The following is a 16,061-nucleotide window of genomic DNA, read 5'->3' as shown; positions in this document are numbered from 1 at the left end:
CGGTGGCGCCGTCAACCGCGTTGCCCGGGGGTGGGGGCGCCGGTGGGGGCGGCCGCGTCGAGCAGGACGCGGGTCAGGGCGGACGGGGCGGAGAACATCGGCCAGTGGCCCGTGTCCAGGGTGGTCAGGTGCCAGTCCGGGCCGGTGGCCAGCAGCTCCGCCACGGCGGGGCCCGGCTCGGCGCCGTCCAGCAGGCACTTGACGTAGGTCGCGGGGAGTTCGTCGAGCGGGCGGGCCAGTACGGCCGGTTCGGTGAGGGTGGCACCCGGGTGCGGGACCGAGGCGGCGAGGATCCGGGCCGTCTGGCCGTCGGTGAGGCCCTGGCCCGCGAAGTCGGCGGCCTCCAGCGGCGGCCAGAAGCCGCCGTGCGCGGCGATCGCGGCCTCCACCATCGCCCTGCCGTCGGGCCAGCCGGAGACGAACGACTCGCCGTCGGCGGGGACGTTGGCGTCGACGAAGACCACCCGGTGCAGCCGGGCGCCGATCCGCTCGGCGGCCTGGCCGACCGGGATGCCGGAGTAGCTGTGGCCGACCAGGACGACATCGCGCAGACCGAGCCGGTCGACGGCGTCGACGATGTCCTTGACGTGCGTCTGCTGGCCGGGCGCCGCGGCCGGGGTCTCCCGCTTCTCCTCGAGGCCGGACAGGGTCAGCGGGTGGGCGTCGTGGCCCGCGGCGCGGAGCTCGCCGGCCACCTCGTCCCATGCCGACGAACCGAGCCAGGTGCCTGCCACCAGCACGAATGAGGTCATGGACGCACGCTAGCCGAAGCGTATGACAGCGGAGACGGGCAGATGATCGCTGCGCGTGGCGGGGAGCGTGCGGATGTGGCTGACGGTCCCCGAGCGGGCCAGGATCTGGTCGATCCGGGCCAGGGGGAAGGACGCGGGCCAGCTGAACGCGAAGCCGCCGGAGGAGGGAGTGTTCATCCGCGCCGCGCGGATCGGGGCCAGGCCGCGGTCGTCGGTGGTGCTGTTGAGGTCACCGAGCAGGATGACGCGGTCGGCCGGTTCCGCGGCGAGCACCGAGCCGAGGAGGGCGGCGCTCTCGTCGCGGCGGGCGGAGCCGAAGCCCGTCGCGCCCAGGCGCAGGGAGGGCAGGTGGGCGACGTAGACGGCGACGGGGCCGTGCGGGGTGGCGGCGGTCGCGCGCAGGGCGCGGTTCCAGTCGGCTCCGGCCGCGCCGAGGCCGGTCGGGCGGATGTCGACCGGGCGGATGTCGGTGAGCGGGTACTTCGACCAGAGGCCGACCGTGCCGTGAGTGGCGTGGTGGGGGTAGCCGGGGGCGAGGGCGGTGCTGACGGCGGGGAGGGCGGAGGGCGTCAGTTCCTCCAGGGCGATGAGGTCGGCGTGGGATGCGGCGAGGGCGTGGGCGGTACCGGCCGGGTCTGGGTTCTCGTCGCTGATGTTGTGCTGGGTGGTGGTGAGGGTGGGGGCGCCGCCGGTGGGAGTGGGGGTGGGAGCGGTGGCGGCGGGAAGGAGCAGGCCGCCGAACTGGGCGAGCCAGGCGAGGGTGGGGAGCAGGAGGGTGAGGGCGGCGATGGTGGAGCGGGGTGGGGTGGAGCGGCGGAGGGTGGACCGGCGCAGGGCGGCGAGGCCGAGGAGGAGGGGGATGGCGAGGCCGAGCCAGGGGAGGAACGTCTCCAGCAGGCTGCCGGGGTGGCCGACGGTGTTGGGGACGAGGGAGGGGAAGGCGAGGAGGGTGGCGAGGAGGAGGGAGAGGGTGGGGATCGGGGGGATGCGGGGGATCCGGAACCGGGGGGTTCGAGGGGGCCCGGGGGATGTGCCGGTGTCCGTCTGCGTCATGGGCCGTCCCCGTTTCGTTCGCGGCAGCCGCCATGGGTGGTGCGCCGGCACGTTACGACGACGTCGGGACCTGCGGGTTCGGTTCCGCCGGTACGGGGCTGCGGTTCGGGCTCGCTGTCGGGGTGGGGTCAGCGGGTTGTGAGGTGGGTGCGGTACCAGGGGGCTGAGGGGGGGAGGAAGGAGAGGGGGGTGTCGGCGGGGGGGACCTTGGTCAAGTGCCAGATGGGGGTGCTTTGTTGGTGGTAGTCGCGGGCCAGTAGGCGGAACTGGCGTTCCGTCACGCGGCCCGGGTGGGTGTGGAGGGCCGCGATGCAGCGGTCCCACGGCCAGTCCTCTTCCACCGCGGGCACGATGCCGTGGGCGGCCAGTGCCGCCATCAGGTCGCCGATCCTCACCGGGGCGGGGTGGCTCGCGTGGTGGATCCCGGCGGGGACGGGTTCCGTGGAGGTCGCCAGGGCGTCGATCAGGCGGGCCAACTCCGTGACGCCGACCACGGACAGCAGCGCGCGGCCGCCGTCCCAGCGGGCCGGGACCCGGGTGACCAGCTCGGCCAGGGCCGGGACCACCCAGCGGTCACCGGTGCCGAGGACCAGGCCCGGCCGCAGGACGACGCCGCCGGCGGCCAGCACCGGGGCCTCCGCCGCCAGCCGGGTGCGGCTCGCGGTGGACGCGGGGTCGGGGACGATCCCGTCGACCCCGATGCCCCGGTGTGGCCGGTTCCCGTAGACGGCGGCGGTCGAGAGGTGGACGACGCGCTCCACACCCGCCCGCGCGGCCTCCGCCAACAGGGCCGCGCTGCCGGCGACGTTGACCGCGTGGCACCGCTCCTCGTCCCGCCCGATGTACGAGGCCAGGTGCACCAGCGCGACCGCGCCCTCGCAGACCCCCCGCAGCGATTCGGGGTCGGTCAGGTCCGCGCGCACCCACTCCACGCCGTCGCGGTCCGCGCCCGGGGTGCGCGCGAGGGCACGTACGCGGACACCGGAACGGCGGGCCAAGGCCTCCAGCGCGACAGAGCCGATGAAACCGGTGGCTCCCGTCAGGACGATCACCTTGGGCACACCGGATATCTGCATACGGGCGATTTTATCGGCGTGGACGGCTGGGCCTATTCGCGGGGGTGTTCAACTGGCTTGTCAGGTCAGGGAGTTGGGGTGCGGTGTTCAACCGCGGCGCGGTGGCGGTTGAACACGTTGACCCGCGGCGGGAGGCCCGGGCATTCTTCTGCCATCGCCGGGGAAAACCCCGGCGGGAATGACCAGGCAGATGGGAAGTGAATCTCATGGAGAACGTCGACTTCGACGACATCGAGTTCATCGAGACCGCCGAGGAGCTCCTCGCGACCTCGTACTACAAGAACATCCAGTAATTGTTCTTGCAGTAATGCCTGCGTGAAGGGCGGCGTCGATTCGGACGCCGCCCCTTCGCGATTTTCCGAGGGAGATTTGGATGGCTGCGATGAATGAAGCAGAAGTGGTGTGGGAAGAGCGCGTGGGCGCGCTCTGGGAGCAACTGGACGAACACAAGGAAGAGGACTTCCTCGCCGCGGTGGAGGCCCTTGCCGGGGAGTTGCCGGACGGGGACCCGCGGGGGCCGTTCGAACGTGCCTGCGCGTACGACTCGACCGGCCACAGCGACCTGGCCGCCCCGCTCTACCGCGAGGCGCTCGCCGCCGGGCTGAGCGGGGTGCGGCGCCGGCGTGCCGTCATCCAGATGGCCAGTTCGATCCGCAACCTCGGCCGGGCCGCCGAGAGCGCAGGCCTGCTGGAGGCGGAACGAGCCGCAGGTACGGACCTGCTCGACGACGCCGTGACCGGGTTCCTCGCGCTGGCGCTGGCCGACACCGGGCGGGAGCGCGAGGCGCTCTCGCTCGCCCTCGTCGCGCTCGCCAAGCACCTCCCGCGCTACAACCGCTCGCTCGCCAACTATGCCCGTGAGCTGGTCGACCCGAACGCCTGAGGGAGCCGGGCCGGCCGCCCGGCCCGCCGCAGCCGCTCCACCGCAGCCGCTCCGCCGCGCGGCCCTGACCACACGTCGGGGCCGCTTTTCCTTTGCCCGGCCGTTCAACGGCGTTCAACCGCGTTGCCGTGCAGTTGAACGCCGTTGACCCGTTTCCCGGGTGCGGGCATTCTCATTTCAGCGGCCGGGAAAACCCGGGCGGTGAGAAAAGAAGATACGAAGGGGAGTGAATCTCATGGAGAACGTTGACTTCGACGACATCGAGTTCATCGAGACGGCCGAGGAGCTGCTCGCCACCTCCTACTACAAGAACATCCAGTAATTGTTCTTGAAGTAGTGCTGTGGCGGAGGGCGGCGCCGGAAGGCGCCGCCCCTCACCGCGGCCCGATCATTTTCGAGGAGCTCGGCATGGCGGACTACGCATTCGCGGATCTGGTGGGGGACGAACAGGTCTTCTTCACCGAATACTTCAACAAGAAGCCCATGCTGCGGAAGAGCGCCGTGCCGGGAGACCCGCGCGACATCCTCTCGCACCGCAAGCTGGACCAGCTGGTCAACCTGGAGGTCGTCCGGCCGCCCTACATCAAGGTCAACCTCAAGGGCAACGGCGTCCCCGAGCAGGGTTACACCCGCAACGTGGTCGTCCAGGGCCAGACCATCACCGACGTCGTCGACCCCGAGAAGATCTACGAGCTGTTCCGGGCCGGCGCGACCGTCACCTGGTGCTCGCTCAACCAGATCGTCCCGGAACTGCGCGACTTCACCCGCGTCATCAGCGAGCGCATGGCGGTGCGCACCGACTCGGTGGCGTTCCTGACGCCCACCGGCAAGAAGGGGTACCCGCCCCACCACGACCCGGTCGACCTCTTCATCGTCCAGCTCGAGGGCACCAAGCACTGGAAGCTGTGGAACCCGCCGGCCGAGCGCCTCGGGGACAACGCCCAGTACACCCTCGAAGGACTGGGGGAGCCGGACATCGAGGTCTCGCTGCAGCCCGGCGACGTCCTCTACCTCCCCTACGGCACTCCGCACGCCGCGGCCGCCGAGGGCAAGGCCTCGCTGCACCTGTCCGTCATGATGCGCCCGCGCATGTGGAAGGACCTGCTGCGCCAGACCGTCGAGGAGCTCATCGCCGCCGACGAGTTCAACGCGTACCCCTACATCGGGGAACTGCGCTCGTCCGAGGCGGAGTCCGGCTTCACCGAGAAGATCGCCGCGCTCGCCGCGCGGCTGCAGACGGTGGCCGCCGACAGCGAGGCCGCCGTGGCCGAGCTGGACCGCCTCGCGGACCTCGGCCGGCACATGGAGGGCAGCTCCGAGGGCCGCACCTTCCAGTCCATCGCGGACATGGACGAGCTCGGCCCGGACGCCCGCTTGCGGCGCGGCAGCGCACCCCTGGAATTCGGCGTCAGCGACAACGGCCGGACCCAGATGACCGTCAACGGTCACAAGATCGCGGTACCCACACCGATCGCCGAAACCCTGGCCGCGCTCGGCCCGGACGCGTCGATCGCGGCGTCCCTCATCTTCCCCGGAGTGGACGCGCTCCGTTCGACGAAGGCCGCGCAAGGACTCACCCGCCTGGGTGTGTTCGAACTGGCCGCGGCCGGCTGACGAGCTGCCGGTACCGGACCTGACCCGTCGCGGACCACCGGACCATCCCCCCGGTGGTCCGCGACGGGCGTCCCCGTGCACGACTGGAGGCAAGACGGTGGAGACGTACTCCTTCGAGGATTTCGTCGGCGACCGGGACGTGTTCCTCGCCGAGCATTTCAACAAGAAGCCGCTGCTGCGCAAAGGGGCACTGGCGGGCCGGCTCGACGGCCTCCCCTCCGTGCGGCAGCTCGACGACGTACTGGCCCTGGAGACGACTCCGCCCTCCTACCTCCGGGTGACCAAGGGCGGCAAAGGCGTGCCCAGCGGCGCCTACACGCGGACCGTGGCGCGCGGAGCCGCGCTCGCCGAGGCCGTCAGCCCGGAGAAGGTGTACGAACTGTTCCGCTCGGGCGGCACCGTCACCTGGAACTCCCTGCACCACGTGCTGCCCTCGGCCCGCCGGCTGCTCGCGCCCTTCACCGACACCTTCGCCTGCGAGGGCGAGGTGGTCCTCTTCGTCACGCCCGCGCGAAACGACGGCTTCGCCCCGCACCACGACTCGATCGACGTGTACGTCGTCCAGGTCGACGGGACCAAGACCTGGCGGGTGTGGGCCACCCCGGAAATCCGCCGGGGCGACGAGGGCTCGTACACGCCCGAGGAGCTCGGCGAGCCCGTCATCGAGGTGACGCTGGCCCCCGGCGACGTGCTGTACGTGCCGCACGGCACCCCGCACGCGGCCGCCGCGAAGAGCGGGCTCTCGCTGCACCTGTCCGTCGGGATCGAACCGAGGCGCTGGCGCGACCTGCTGAAGGACACCGTCGCCGCGGTGGTCGAGGACGAGGAGTTCCACGGGTTCCCGTACCTCGCCGACGGCGAGGGCGGGGCCGGGGGCGCCGGGGAAGCCGCGGCCGCCGCCGGGCTGAGCCGGCAGATCGAACTCCTCCGGGACCGGCTCGCCCACCTGGAGCCCGTCGCGGAGGCCAAGCGGCTCGCGCGGGTGGGCCGCGAGCGGTCCGGAGCCGGCCGCACCCGGGAGTTCGCCCGGCTGCACGCCGTCGACGCGCTGACCACCGACTCGCTGGTGCGGCGCAGCGCCGCCCCCGTGGAGATCGGGGACAGCGACGGGACGAAGACCGGCATCCGGGTGGGCGGCCACCGGCTCGCCGTGCCCGACGCCGTCGCCCGGTCGCTGCGCGAGCTCGACGGGGGGCGCCCGGTCACCACCTCCGAGTTCTTCCCGGGCGTGGACCCGGCCCGCTCCCTGAGCGCGGCCCGGGGGCTGGCCCGGATCGGGGTCCTCGAAGCCGCCGAGCACGCCGTGTTCCCCGTACCGGACGCGAACGGTGAGCCCCGGAACAGCCGGCAGAAGACCCCGGACAGCACCCCACACACCGCCAACCACACCGACGACCAGGGGAAGTGAGCCACGAGATGGCCATCGACACCCGAACTCCGGCCACCACCGAGGCCTCGCCGCCCCCCTCCCGGCGGGCCTGGCGCGAGGTGTACATCCTCGCCGGGATGCGCGGCCTGTCCTTCGCGGGCGACATCGCCGCCGAGACGGCCATCGCCCTCCAGCTCCAGGCCCAGGGCGCCGGCTCCTACGCCGTCATGGCGCTGCTGCTGTCCGCGACCGTCCCGCCCGTCCTGCTGTCGCCGCTGACCGGCCGGTTCGCCGACCGCTTCGACAGCCGCAACCTCATCGTGGTCGTCGGCGCGCTGCAGGCCCTGATCTGCGTGGCCATGACCATCTGGACCTCCCCGGTGGTCCTCATCGGGCTCTCCGCGCTGCTGTCCTCCGGACTCGCCTTCACCCACCCGGTGTTCGGCGCCCTGCCCAGCGCGATCGTCGGCAAGGAGAACGTGCCGCGCGCCTCGTCGATCTCACAGACCACCGCCATGGCGGGCATGGTCGCCGCCCCCGGCATCGCCGGCATCCTCATCGGCCGCTTCGGGATCTCCATCCCGCTGCTGATCGACGCGCTGAGCTTCGCGGCGGTCGTCGTCGGCGGGCTGCTGATCAAGACGCGGCTGCACAAGGACCGAGGCGCCGCGAAGGCCGCCGCCGGGGACGGTGACGAGCCCGCGAAGGCCCCGTACAAGGTGACGTCCGACCGCTTCCTGACCGCCGTGCTCATCCTCAGCGGCGCCGTGATGGCGGCCGCGAGCATCATCAACGTCCTCATCGTCTTCTACGTCCGCGAGGACTTCGGCGCCTCCGAGGAGACCTTCGGCCTGATCATGTCGGCCTGGATGCTCGGCCTGATCCCCGGCGGGATGCTCGTGCGCCGCGCGAAGAACCTGCGCCACGAGACCGTCCTGATCGGCACGTTCCTGTGCATCGCCGTGGCCATCCTCGGCACCGGCCTCGCCCCGGGCGTCTGGTGGATCGTCCCCTTCTACGTCCTCGGCGGCATCGGCAACGGCGCCCAGGCCACGGTGACGCACATCCTGCTCAACGTCCGGGTCCCCGACACCCACCGCGGCCGCGCCTTCGCCGCGCTGGGCGCCGTCTCCAACACCGGGCCCGCCATCGGCTACGTGGTCGGCGGCGCGGCGGTGAGCCTGATGGCCCCGCGCTACGGGTTCCTCGCCGCCGGGGTGTTCTGCCTGATCGCGCTGGGCCTCTTCAGCGGCCGGGTCCTGAAGTCGGCCGACGCCGACCGCGCAGAGGCGACCCGTGCCGACGCCGACCGCACCGAGGCGGACCTCAAGGCGGAGGCCGTCTGATGACGGTGGTCTCGGAACCGGCCGCGGGCGCCCCCGCCCTCCCGGACGACGTGGAACTCGACCTCTCCGCAAGGCCCCAGGACGACTTCTACCGGTTCGTGAACGGGCACTGGACGGACCACCACGTCCTGCCCGCCCACCGGGCCGAGGCCACCACCCTGACCCTCCTGTCCGACCGGGCGGAGGCCGACGCGGAGGCGGTGATCCTGCGCGCGGCCGCCCGTGCCGGGACCGGCGCCGACGTGGCCGGCCGACGCATCGCCGACCTGTACGCGAGCTTCATGGACGAGGACCGCATCGAGGAGCTCGGCGCCGCCGGGGCCTTCGCCGCCGACCTCGACACGGTCCGTGCGGCTGCCACCCCGGCCGAACTCGCCGCCGTACTGGGCCGGTTGCAGGCCCAGGGCATCGGCGGTGCGGTGGACTTCACGGTCGCCGTGGACACCGCCGACGCCGACGGGTACGTCCTGGTCCTCTCGCAGGCCGGGCTCGGCCTGCCCGCCGCGGCCTACGGGGACGGCCAGGACGGCGGCGAGCTGCGCGGGCGCTACCTCGGCCACCTCGCGGTGATGTGGGCGCACGCGGGACTCCCCGAGCCCGCCCGCTCGGCCGCCTCGGTCCTGGCCATGGAGACCGGGCTCGCCGCCCGGCACACCCCGGCCCGGCCGGGCGCGCCGGCGCGGCCGCTGTCGCTGACCGCCGCCGAACTGGCCGGCCGGCCGGGCGGGTTCCCCTGGGGGGCGTGGCTGGCCGCGCTGGGCGACGTACCGCGGGAGGCGACCGTACGGCTGCGCCAGCCCGGTCTCCCCGACGCGCTGGACGCGTGGTGGACCGGGCACACGCTGGACGAGCTCAAGCGGTGGGTGTGCTGGCGGTACGTGCACGAGATGGTGCCCTTCGGGCCGCGCCAGGTCTTCGCCGACAACTTCGCCTTCTACGGGCAGCTGCTCAACGGGTTCACCGAGCCGAGGCCGCGCCGCATCCGGGCCGTCTCCTTCGTCGAGACCTTCGCCGGCGAGGCGGTGGGCGAGCGGTACGTCGCCGAACACCTGGCCCCGGGCACCGCGGCGGCCGTGCGCGAGCTGGCCGCGGAGCTGACGGCCGCCTACCGGCGGCGCCTGGGGCGGGCCGACTGGATGTCGGAGCCGACCCGGGCGGCGGCCCTGGCCAAGCTCGACGCGATGGTGTTCGAGATCGGCTCCCCGCGCGGGGGCGCGAGCGGCGCCGGTCCGGACCGGGAGTCCTTCGACCCGGCCGACCTGGTCGGCAACGTCAAGCGCGGGCGGGCCCGGCACATCGCCGGGGAACTGGCCCGTCTCGGCGGCCCCGTCGACCGCTCCGAGTGGAAGATCCACCCGCACCAGGTGACCGCGTACTACCGGCACGGGCTCAACCAGGTCGTCGTCCCCGCCGGGCTGCTCCAGCCGCCGGTCTTCGACCCGGCGGGCGATCCGGCGCGCAACTTCGCGGTGCTCGGCGCGATCATCGGCCACGAGATGTCGCACGCCTTCGACAGCCGGGGCTCGCGCTACGACGGGCAGGGTCGGCTGCGCGACTGGTGGGCGCCGGCGGACCGGGCCGAATTCACCCGGCGGACCGCGCTGCTGGTCGCGCAGTACGACGGCTACGAGCCGGCCGCCCTGCCCGGCCGGCGGGTCAGCGGCGCGCGCACGGTCGGCGAGAACATGGCCGACATCGCCGGGGTCACCGTCGCGCTCGACGCGTTCGCCGCGCATGCGCCGGCCGCGCGGGAGACCCGGGCACACGAGGGCGCCGTGTACGGCGGCCGTGCGCACGCAGGCCCGCTCGACCCGGCCCGGACCAGGTCGTTCTTCCTGCACTGGGCCACGATGTGGCGGGCCCGGACCACGCCCGCCCGGCTCGCCGAGCGGCTCGCGTCGACCCGCCACCCGCACCCGCCCGCCGAGTTGCGGTGCAACGGAGTGCTCGCCAATGTCGAGGCCTTCTACGAGGCGTTCGGCGTGAGCCCCGGCGACGCGCTGTTCCTCGACCCCGCTTCCCGCTTCTCCCTTCTGTGAGGCCCTGCCATGCTTCCTGCTGACATCGAGCTGCTGCCCGTGCTCGGGCCGCCCGCCCTCTCGCCCGACGGCCGCCACGTCGTCTTCGAGGTCACCCGCCCCGTTCTGGAGGCGGACGACTACACCACCGAGCTGCTGATCGCGGACACCAGCGGGGCGAGCGCGCCGCGCCGCCTGACCCAGGGCGCCTACGACGGCTGCCCGGCCTTCTCGCCCGACGGCCGCTTCCTCGCCTTCCAGCGCCCGGGCGCGCACGGCCGGGCGCAGATCCACCTCCTCCCGATGGACGGCGGCGGCGAGGCCTTCCCGGTCACCGACCACCCGATGGGCGCGGGCCAGCCCGTGTGGAGCCCCGACTCCACGCGGATCGCCTACACCAGCCGGATCCCCGAAGCGGGCCGCTACCAGGGCCCGGCCGAGGCGGAGGCGCCGCGCCGGATCACCACGCTGCTCTACCAGATGGACGGTTTCGGCTACACCGCCGACCGGCCCCGCCAGGTCTTCGTCACGGACCCGTTCGACCCGGCGGCGCCCGCCGTCCAGGTCACGGAGGGCCCGTACGACCACATGGACCTGGCGTGGAACCCGGCGGGCGACCAGCTGGTCTTCGTCTGCGCCCGGCACGAGGAGGCGGGCGACGACTCCCGCAACGACATCTGGGCGGCGGCCCCCGACGGCAGCGGCCTGCGGCCCCTGACGCACGGCGGGATGTACCTGTTCACCCCGCGCTTCGCCGCCGACGGCGCGTCCGTGGTCTTCGTCGGCTCCGAGCTCGACAAGTTCAACCACTCCTGCGCGACCTCCACCTACGGCCTGTGGACGGTTCCGGTCAGCGCCCCCGGCGTCCTGCTGCCCGCCGCCGACGGCTCCTGCGCCCCGCGCCGCCTGACGGGCGGCTCCCACCACCTCAGCTTCGCCAGCCAGATGATCCGCCCGGCCGCCGACGGCGTGTACTTCGCGGGCGACCGGCGCGGCGAGGTCAACCTGGTCCTCGTCCCCTACGACGGCTCCGAGCCCGCGCCGGTCATCACCGGCCCGCGCCAGGTCAACGGCTACGCGGTCGCCGAGACCCCGGCGGGCCCCGTCATCGCGGCCGTGGTGACCAGCGCCGCGAGCGCCGGCGACCTGGTGGTGCTCAGCGGCGGCACCGAGCGGACGCTGACCTCCTACGGACGCGAACTGACCGAGCGCGCCGAGCTGCTGCCGATGCGCGAGTTCACCGCGACGGCGCCCGACGGCTACGAGCTGCAGGGCTGGGTGGTGCGCCCCGAGGGCCCCGGACCGCACCCGGTGATCTTCCAGGTCAAGGGCGGCCCCTTCACCCAATGGGGCTACACCCTCAACGGGCCGGCCGCCTTCGACGAGGCGCAGGTGTACGCGAGGGCCGGCTACGCGGTGGTCCTCGGCAACCCGCGCGGCACCTCCGGATACGGCGCCGAGCACGGGTCCCACGTCCAGGGCGACCTGCCGGGCCGGTCGGCCGTCGACCTCCTCGCCCTGCTGGACGCCGCGCTGGACCTGCCCGAACTGGACGCGAAGCGCGTCGGGGTGATGGGCGGCTCCTTCGGCGGCTACATGGCGGCGTGGTTCAACGCCCACCACGGAGACCGCTTCAAGGCGATGATCGGCGAGCGCGGGCTGTACGCGATCGACAGCTACGCGGCCACCAGCGACGACGGCGTCGACCTCGCAGTCGCGCTGTACGGGGCGGACCGCGACGGCTGGGCGCGCCAGTCCCCGCTGACGTACGCGGACCGGATGACCACACCGATGCTGATCATCCAGTCCGAGGAGGACCGGCACTGTCCGCCGGAGCAGGCGCAGCGCCTGTTCACCGAGCTGCGCATGCGCGGGGTCCCCGCCGAGATGCTCCTCTTCCCCGGCGAGGGGCACGACATGTCCCGCTCCGGGCTCCCCAGCCACCGCCTCGCCCGCTTCGCGGCGGTACTGGAGTGGTGGGGGCGGCACTTGTGAGCGGCGTCGTCGACCTGGCCGTACTCGAAGACCTCCGAACGGACCGGAAGGACACTGTCATGACCAGCACGCTCGCCCAGCGGGCCGGCGGCCTGCGCGCGGACATCGACGGGGACCGGCTGCTGCGGCGCATCGCCCGCCTCGGCCGGATCGGCCTCGACCCCGAGACGGGCGGGATCACCCGCGAGGGCTTCGGCGCGGCCGACCGCGAGGCCCGCGCCTACCTGATGGACGAGGCGCGCGACGCGGGCCTCGTACCGTCCGTGGACGCGGCGGGCAACATCGTCATCCGGCCGCGCCACACCTCGTACGGCGAGGGGCGCCAGGCCCTGATGATGGGCTCGCACCTCGACACCGTCGTCAACGCGGGCCGCCTCGACGGCGCGTACGGGGTCCTCGCCGCGCTGGAGGTCCTGCAGACCTTCGAGGAGTGCGGGATCGAATCCCCCTACGAGCCCGTCGCCGTGGCCTTCGCCAACGAGGAGGGCGCGCTCTTCCCGCAGCCCTTCTGGGGCTCGATGGCGATCGCCGGACGCCTCGCCGGGCTGCCGCGCGAGCCCCGCGACCACCAGGGGCGCCGGCTGCGCGAGGAGCTGCGGCTGGCCGGTGGCGACCTCGACGCGCTGGGCAGCGCCTGCTGGCCGCACGGATCGGTCGCCGCCTACCTCGAACTGCACGTGGAGCAGGGGCCGGTGCTGGAACGCAGCGGCCGCCGGATCGGCGTCGTCGACGCGATCACCGGCCGCACGGTGCTGACCCTGGAGGTGCGCGGCGCCGCCGGGCACTCCGGGACCAGCCCGATGAAGGGCAGGCGCGACGCGATGGCCGCGGCGGCCCGGGTGGTGCTGGCGGCCGAGCACATCGCCGGCGAGCGCGGGCTGTGCCGGGTGGCGACGGTGGGCCGGATCGACCCCCACCCGAACACCCCCAACACGATCGCCGGATCGGTACGGATGACCGTGGACCTGCGGGACACGGACGTGTGGAAGGCCGCGGCCGCCGAGGAGACCCTGCGGCGGATGCTCGACGCGATCGCGGAGAGCACCGGCACCGAGATCGAGGTGGTCGCCGAGACCCGCTCCGACCCGGTCTCCACGAGCGAGGTGCTGCGCGCCGCGATCGAGCGGAGCGCGGACGAACTGGGCCTGGCGCACGAGGTGCTGCCCAGCGGCGCCGGACACGACGCGCAGATGGTCGCGGACATCGCGCCCATCGGCATGATCTTCGTGCCGAGCCTGGGCGGCATCAGCCACGTGCCCGAGGAGGACACGGCCCCCGAGGACCTCGTCGCCGGGGCCCGCGTGCTCTTCCGTACGGCGCTGCGCACCATCGGGATCGGCCCGCAGGATCGGGCGCAGTCCCGGCCGCAGTCGCGGCCTTCCAACGAGCTCAATACCACCGGGAGTTGAGGAGTCATGGAGACGCTGGTCAGGAAGAGCGAACGCATCGCGGTGTTCTGCGGTGCCAGGCCCGGGGTCCGTCAGGACCACGTGGACTTCGCGCACGGCTTCGGCCGGGCGCTCGCCGGGCGCGGCCTGGACCTGGTCTACGGCGCTGGCGGGGTCGGGGTCATGGGCGCCGTCGCGGACGGGGTGCTGAGCGGGGGAGGGGCGGTGACCGGAGTGGTGCCGCGCGCGCTGCACGAGCGGGAGCGGGCCGACCGGGCGCGCGGCGCCATCTTCGTCGTGCGGTCCATGCACGAGCGCAAGGCGCTCATGTACCGGCTGTCCAACGGCTTCGCCGTACTGCCCGGCGGGATCGGGACGCTGGACGAGCTGATGGAGGTGGCCACGTGGAACCAGCTCTCCCTGATGGAGAAGCCGATCGTGGTGGTCAACCACGCCGGCTTCTACGACCCGATGCTCGCGATGCTCGACCACCTCGTGTCCGAGGGGTTCCTGACCGCGGCGGAGCGCCGGATGATCCGGTGCGCCGACAGCGCCGAAGAGGCGCTGGACCTGCTGGGCGCACCCTGGGTGCTGGCCGCGGCATGAGGCGCCGGGCCGGCCGCGGCGCCCCCGGGCTATTCGGGGCCGGTCGGCAGGTAACCGCGCTGCACCGCGTGGACCCCGGCCTGGAAGCGGCTCTGGGCGCCGAGGTAGGCCATCAGCCCGGCGGCGATGCGCCGGGCGGTACGCGGCGACACCCCCAGGCGGTGGGCGATGGTCTCGTCCGTGCAGCCCTGCGCGAGCAGCTTCAGCGCCTCGGCCTGCTGGCGGGTGAGCTCGCCGGGGTCCGGTCTGGCCTGGGTGTCGAGGCATTCCCCGGACTGCCAGACGCTCTCGAAGAGCGTGTACAAGGTGGCCACCATCCCCTGGGAGGTGACCTCGACCGCGCCGGCCGCCGTGTTGCCGGTGTCCGCCGCGATGATCGCCGACGTGCGGTCGTAGATGATCATCCGGTTGGGGAGCGAGGGGACGGTACGGACCTGCGAGCCCTGCGCGACGAGCCAGCGCGCGTACTCCATGGTGTGCGGACAGCCGCGGATGGAGTCGAGGTAGACCGTGCGCATCTGCACGCCGCGCATGAGCAGCTGCTGGTTGAGCGGTCTGGAGGCGTTCATGTTCTCCGCGGTCTGGGGGCCGCCGGGCGCGAAGGCCAGGAGCTCCTGGGTGACCTGGCCGCGCAGGTTGGCGAGGTGGTCGCGGATGGAGTCGAGCCCGTCGAGGTAGCGCACCCCCGGGTCGACGGCGCTGCCGGCGCCCCGGCCGTCGTACTCCAGGATGAGCTGCGCGGCCGCCGCCCGGCTCGCCTCCAGCCGCTGCTGGCGGCTGGCGAGGTCCGCCTGCTGGCGGGCGAGCAGGATCTCCATGCCGACGTGCGGGCTGACCGCGTGCAGCGGGGCGCCGACCTCGGTGGAGGCGCGCACGAGCGCCATCTCGCTGAGCCGGTCCAGAGCGGAGCGGACCGCTTCCGGCGTCAGGTCGAGCTGACGACTCAGATCCGCGATGTCCCGGGGTTTGGCGAGAATTCCCCGGTAGACGGATTCGGCGACTGCGTCGAGGCCGAGGAGATCAAGCATCGATGGCAACTCCGGTTCAGAGCCCGGATCCCATGGGGGTTCCAGGCGCTGGTGGGGGCACTGGGCTGCGTAATTGCCCTGACGGTACGGGTCGGACGCACCCTCGGCAAGACACCATCCGCAATCTCTCGGACCGCCTTTCCTACGGCATTTTCCTGACTCTCGATTTCGGAAAGACTCTTCCACTACGGAGCCGGACTCCCTCCCATGTATCTCGTTCACGTCCACCTGCGGCCCCCGCGCTCCGGCGTCCGGCTGCCCGCGCCGACGGCGGCGGCCATCTCCCGCTGCGCGGCGGGGCGCGACGGGCTGGTCCATGTCAGCGTCCACCCGGACCCCGAAGCGGCCCCCGTGGTCGGGCTGTACGTACGGGCTCCGTCGCTGGCCGCGGCGGAAGCGGCCGCCCGGCGGCTGTGGCTGCACGCCGCCTCGGCGCACGCCGTGCTGGGGGAGTGGCAGCTGGAGCGGGCCGAGGTACCGCTGCTGCCGGGAAGCGACCCGTGGAGCACGATCTGACGCCGAGCACGGGTTGATGCCGAGCACGATCCGACGCCGCCCGCAGGCGAATGGCGAGCTGTTTGCCGGGAGCTGACGCTTCCTTGGGTGAAGCTGGACTGTGTATGCCAAGGCCGGATTGCCCGTCCCGGCGCCCCTTTCCCCGCCGACCGCGCCGGCAGCAGACTCCTGCCTGTCAGCGAAACACAAGGCCGGCTGAAAAGGCGGAAACCATATGTCTTTCGAAAACTCCCGCAGAACCGTCCGGGGCACGGTCCTCGCCGGAATTCTCGCCGCCTGCACCGCCTTCGGAGCGGCCGCCGCACACGCCGACACCACCCCCGTGACCAGCCCGCCCGCCGCCACCGTCCAGAACACGCCCGGTCAGACCGGGCTGGACGACCTCGGCTGGCAGTGACCACGCCCCCTCATCCGCAC

Annotated in this window: 14 protein-coding genes; 10 read left to right on the top strand and 4 right to left on the bottom strand. The window is 73.0% G+C overall.

Annotated features, from left to right (window positions below; all coding sequences use genetic code 11):
- Positions 1–11 precede the first annotated feature (11 nt).
- The 3 genes from J7F03_RS12970 to J7F03_RS12960 form a co-directional block, all read right to left on the bottom strand.
- Complete coding sequence (locus tag J7F03_RS12970; protein ID WP_214949012.1) at positions 12–752, bottom strand: alpha/beta fold hydrolase; 741 nt, start codon at positions 750–752, stop codon at positions 12–14.
- Between the two features lie 9 nt (positions 753–761).
- Entirely contained in the window at positions 762–1,805 is a 1,044-nt protein-coding gene (locus tag J7F03_RS12965; RefSeq protein WP_214949011.1) for an endonuclease/exonuclease/phosphatase family protein, read from the bottom strand.
- A gap of 128 nt (positions 1,806–1,933) precedes the next feature.
- On the bottom strand, positions 1,934–2,881 hold the full coding sequence (locus tag J7F03_RS12960) for an NAD(P)-dependent oxidoreductase (protein WP_214949003.1): 948 nt from the start codon (positions 2,879–2,881) through the stop codon (positions 1,934–1,936).
- A gap of 382 nt (positions 2,882–3,263) precedes the next feature.
- On the opposite strand from J7F03_RS12960, the gene J7F03_RS12955 reads away from it, so the two are divergent.
- The 8 genes from J7F03_RS12955 to J7F03_RS12920 all read left to right on the top strand — a co-directional run bounded on the left by J7F03_RS12955 (position 3,264) and on the right by J7F03_RS12920 (position 14,100).
- Positions 3,264–3,764, top strand: a complete 501-nt coding sequence (locus J7F03_RS12955; protein WP_214949070.1) for a tetratricopeptide repeat protein — start codon at positions 3,264–3,266, stop codon at positions 3,762–3,764.
- A gap of 408 nt (positions 3,765–4,172) precedes the next feature.
- Complete coding sequence (locus J7F03_RS12950) at positions 4,173–5,378, top strand: cupin domain-containing protein (RefSeq protein WP_214949001.1); 1,206 nt, start codon at positions 4,173–4,175, stop codon at positions 5,376–5,378.
- A gap of 97 nt (positions 5,379–5,475) precedes the next feature.
- Positions 5,476–6,786, top strand: coding sequence for a cupin domain-containing protein (locus J7F03_RS12945; protein WP_214948999.1), 1,311 nt, complete (start codon positions 5,476–5,478; stop codon positions 6,784–6,786).
- Positions 6,783–8,093, top strand: a complete 1,311-nt coding sequence (locus J7F03_RS12940; protein ID WP_214948997.1) for an MFS transporter — start codon at positions 6,783–6,785, stop codon at positions 8,091–8,093. The genes J7F03_RS12945 and J7F03_RS12940 overlap by 4 nt, the downstream gene beginning before the upstream one ends.
- Positions 8,093–10,132, top strand: a complete 2,040-nt coding sequence (locus J7F03_RS12935) for a M13-type metalloendopeptidase (RefSeq protein WP_214948996.1) — start codon at positions 8,093–8,095, stop codon at positions 10,130–10,132. Before J7F03_RS12940 ends, J7F03_RS12935 begins: the two co-directional genes overlap by 1 nt.
- A 9-nt stretch (positions 10,133–10,141) precedes the next feature.
- Positions 10,142–12,106, top strand: a complete 1,965-nt coding sequence (locus tag J7F03_RS12930) for a S9 family peptidase (protein WP_214948995.1) — start codon at positions 10,142–10,144, stop codon at positions 12,104–12,106.
- A 59-nt stretch (positions 12,107–12,165) separates the two neighbouring features.
- Positions 12,166–13,515: a Zn-dependent hydrolase gene (locus J7F03_RS12925; RefSeq protein ID WP_214948994.1), complete on the top strand. Its 1,350-nt coding sequence runs from the start codon at positions 12,166–12,168 to the stop codon at positions 13,513–13,515.
- A 6-nt stretch (positions 13,516–13,521) separates the two neighbouring features.
- On the top strand, positions 13,522–14,100 hold the full coding sequence (locus tag J7F03_RS12920; RefSeq protein ID WP_214948993.1) for a TIGR00730 family Rossman fold protein: 579 nt from the start codon (positions 13,522–13,524) through the stop codon (positions 14,098–14,100).
- A 29-nt stretch (positions 14,101–14,129) separates the two neighbouring features.
- Here the strand turns inward: J7F03_RS12920 and J7F03_RS12915 are convergent, their stop codons facing one another.
- A complete protein-coding gene (locus J7F03_RS12915) occupies positions 14,130–15,128 on the bottom strand; it encodes a helix-turn-helix transcriptional regulator (protein ID WP_214948992.1) in 999 nt (332 codons plus the stop codon).
- 207 nt (positions 15,129–15,335) lie between these two features.
- Between J7F03_RS12915 and J7F03_RS12910 the strand changes: the two genes are divergently transcribed.
- Both J7F03_RS12910 and J7F03_RS12905 read left to right on the top strand, forming a co-directional pair.
- Positions 15,336–15,644 carry a hypothetical protein gene (locus J7F03_RS12910; protein WP_214948990.1) on the top strand — a complete coding sequence of 103 codons (309 nt, stop codon included), beginning with the start codon at positions 15,336–15,338 and terminating at the stop codon, positions 15,642–15,644.
- Between the two features lie 214 nt (positions 15,645–15,858).
- On the top strand, positions 15,859–16,041 hold the full coding sequence (locus J7F03_RS12905; protein WP_214948989.1) for a hypothetical protein: 183 nt from the start codon (positions 15,859–15,861) through the stop codon (positions 16,039–16,041).
- Positions 16,042–16,061 lie beyond the last annotated feature (20 nt).

Origin of the sequence: Streptomyces sp. ISL-43 (genome assembly GCF_018614195.1) — a bacterium.
Classification (GTDB): Bacteria; Actinomycetota; Actinomycetes; order Streptomycetales; family Streptomycetaceae; genus Streptomyces.
Note: the sequence above shows the minus strand (reverse complement) of the source record. Positions and strands in the feature narration are given on the sequence as shown.